The 2,656-nt window shown below is 72.0% G+C and carries 1 protein-coding gene and 1 pseudogene; one reads left to right on the forward strand and one right to left on the reverse strand.

The window, feature by feature from the left end; all coding sequences use genetic code 11:
- The first annotated feature begins 290 nt into the window (after positions 1 to 290).
- A complete protein-coding gene (locus ACZ6ZR_RS04950; protein ID WP_465639434.1) occupies positions 291 to 2,267 on the forward strand; it encodes a DUF8189 domain-containing protein in 1,977 nt (658 codons plus the stop codon).
- Between the two features lie 73 nt (positions 2,268 to 2,340).
- Here ACZ6ZR_RS04950 and ACZ6ZR_RS04955 read toward each other — a convergent pair.
- A pseudogene (locus ACZ6ZR_RS04955) lies at positions 2,341 to 2,656 on the reverse strand (EstA family serine hydrolase); the annotation flags it as partial.

The raw sequence follows: 2,656 nt of genomic DNA on the forward strand, positions 1-2,656 counted from the left end.
CAAAACCCCCTTGGGTCTTTCTAAAATTCCCGCCCCCCCCCCCCACCCCGGGGGGGGGGGGCCCCCCCCGGGGGGCCCCCCCCCCGGCCTCTTCCGCGATGTCGCCGGCAGGATGCGGCGGGCCGCTCGGTCCGACCTGGTGGGTGGTCAGGTCCGGCTGGTCGCATGGGGTGTGGCAGCCTACCGGGGCGGTGTTGACCGGCATCGCGCTGATTCGATCGCGAGAGACCACCTCCGGGTGGGGTACCGCACCCTCGGGGGGACCTGTGTCCACTTTCGGACGTCGAAGGATGCTCGCGCTGCTGGCGGCCGCCGCGCTCGCCGAGCCGCTCCTGGCCACCCGCCCGCCCGCAGCAGCGGCAGCAGCGGGAACGATCGCCCCTCTGGTCATGCAGGTGGTGGCCCACGAGGACGACGACATCCTGTTCATGAACCCGGACCTGGCGGCCTCGCTCGCCACCCAGGTCCCGACGGTCACGGTCTTCCTCACCGCCGGCGACCAGACCGGCGACCCCTGCCCGGCCAACTGCGGCTCCGACCCCGACCCCGACGGCACGGGCGCCGGGCAGCGGACCCAGAGCCGCCAGCTCGGCGCGATCAACGCCTACACCCGGATGGCCGGAGTCGGCGACGCCGTTCCGGACACCGACGAGGTGAGCCGTTGGACGTACGGCCTGTTCGCGATCGGGGGCCGGCAGGTCGAGCGGTACGTCCTCCGTGAGCGCCCCAACGTCCATCTGATCTTCGTCAACCTGCGCGACGGAAGCCTCTTCGGGCTGTTGCGGGACCGGAGGACCACCGGCTGGACCGTGGCGCTTCCCGCGGCCGGTGGCCGCGGTCCGGTGCCGTCCACGCCGTACAGCGGCGATGGCGTGGCCGCGCTGCTGAAGGATCTGATGGTCGCCTATCAACCGTCCGTCCTCCGGGCGCAGGACGAGTTCCCCGAGCCCGGCAAGCCCTTCCACCCGGATCACGTGGCCGCGGGGAGGTTCGCGGCGGAGGCCGCGCTGCTGTACCGCGCCGAGCAGTTCGGCACCGCCAAGAACCTGGTCCAGGTGAACTACCGGGACTACAACATCCAGAACTCCCCGGTGAACCTCGAGCCGGCGGCCGCCTCGGCCAAGGGCGCCGTCTTCCAGGAGTACCAGAGCCACGACCACTCCACCGGCAACTACAACCCGGAGTGGTTCTCCCGCATGTACTACCGCTGGTCCCGCGGCACCTCCTGGGCCGGGGTCAACAAGGACGGACGGCCGCAGGCGTTCGTGGTCCGCAACGGGTTGCTCCACACGTGCTGGCGCACCACGTACGGCAGTTGGACCAGCTCCGTGCAGCTGGCCGATCCGGGAGGGCGGCTGTCGCCGGCGATCGCGGTGGGAAGGAACTCCGACGGCCGGTTGGAGGTCTTCGCGCACCGGCTCAGCGACCACCACATCGTCTCGCTGGCGCAGAACACCGCGAACGAGGAATGGCGCCAGCAGTGGACCGACCACGGAACCCCGAACCCCGAAGCCCCGGACCCCGCCGACGCGGACGCCGTCGACCACAGGCCGCAGGTGGGATCGCCGGTCGTGGTCAACGACCTGGACGGCCGGCTCGAACTCTTCGTCAGGAACGCGGGCGGCGGTCTGAGCAGCAAGTGGCAGACCGCGCCGAGCGGCGACTGGTCGAGGACCTGGGCCGACATGGGCGGGAGCGGCATCCAGGACCCGGTGACGGCGGTTCGCAACGGCTCGGGGCGCATCGAGGTCTTCGCCAGCACCTCGACCTCGATCCTGGGCTGGTGGCAGACCACCGCCGGCGGTGGCTTCGCCGGACCCGAGCCGGTCCCGGGTGCCCAGCCGGCCAGCCCTCCCAAGGCCGTGCTGAACGGGAACAACCGCATCGAGCTCGCCTACCGGGCCGTCGGTACCGGCGCGATGACGGTCAGCCGCCAGAAGGCGGCCGGCGGCTGGGGCACGCCGGTCGTCATCGGAGGAGCGGGCGGCGTCGGCGAGCCCGCTGCCCTCGCCACCGGCTCGCAGGTCCTGCTGTTCGAGCGCAATCGTGGTACCGGCGTGAGCTCCGCGACCCGCCGCCTCGATCTCGTCTCCGGTCTCGACACCCCGTACTCGGGATGGAGCGACCTGGGCGGGACGGTGTTGGACTACCCGGCGGCCGTGATCGACGGCGACGGCGTGGTCCACGTGTTCGTCATCGGCAGCAACGGTCAGATCTACGTCCATCAGACGAACACCCCCGACGGCACCTGGTACGGGCCGTTCTAGTGCCGTGCCCGGCACTAGCCGACCGGTGCCGACAGACCGTCAGGTCCCTCGCCAGGGCAGGCGCGGGCCGTGGCTAGCGCGACGACACCGCCCTCACCGAGGAGGCGGCCGCCACCACGGCCGCGGCCAGTCGGTCGTTCTCCGCGGCGCCCCCGGCGGGCGGGAAGGCGAACCGCCGCCGGACGTAGCCGTAGGCCACGCCGCTGGCCGGATCGGCGAAGCCCTGGCCGCCGGCCACACCGGGGTGGCCGAAGGCGTCCGGGCCGAGGAACGGGTACCGCAGGCCCGAAGTCTCGAAGCCCAGCGCGAAGTTGTCCACCTCGCCGGTCACCAGGTCGGTGCCCGGGTAGTGCAGGGTGGTGAACTCGGCCACGGTCTCCGGCTTCAGC

The organism is Kitasatospora sp. NPDC088742 (genome assembly GCF_055584905.1).

What these genes read in the sequence shown, in the direction of transcription:
- ACZ6ZR_RS04950 (WP_465639434.1), top strand. Translation starts at nt 291, where the DNA reads ATGCTCGCGCTGCTGGCGGCCGCCGCGCTCGCCGAGCCGCTCCTGGCC.